The sequence below is a fragment of the Pseudoalteromonas sp. SIMBA_162 genome (assembly GCF_046535955.1).
GTDB classification, from domain to species: Bacteria; Pseudomonadota; Gammaproteobacteria; order Enterobacterales; family Alteromonadaceae; genus Pseudoalteromonas; species Pseudoalteromonas marina.
This window is the reverse complement of sequence record NZ_JAWJBQ010000871.1, coordinates 1-250: the sequence shown is the minus strand read 5'-3', so window position 1 is coordinate 250 and position 250 is coordinate 1. Positions and strand designations below refer to the sequence as shown.

The 250-nt window shown below is 63.2% G+C and carries 1 pseudogene; it reads left to right on the top strand.

The features are described 5' to 3' along the window. Window positions 1-250: pseudogene (locus R0J88_RS22185) on the top strand (protein translocase subunit SecF); the annotation flags it as partial.

The window sequence follows — 250 nt, the reverse complement described above, 5'->3', positions numbered from 1 at the left end:
ATCTTCAATGACGCCATCAACGCGACGCTGTCACGCACGCTGTCCACCTCCGGCACCACCTTGCTGGTGTTGCTGGCGCTGTACTTCCTCGGCGGTGACATGATCCACAACTTCGCCATCGCACTGATCATCGGCGTGGTCGCGGGGACCTTCTCGTCCATCTACGTGGCAGCGGCGCTGTTGCTGGTGGTCGGCCTGAAGCGTGTGGATCTGATCCCCCCGCCCAAGGAGCAGTTCGAGGACGGCGCGC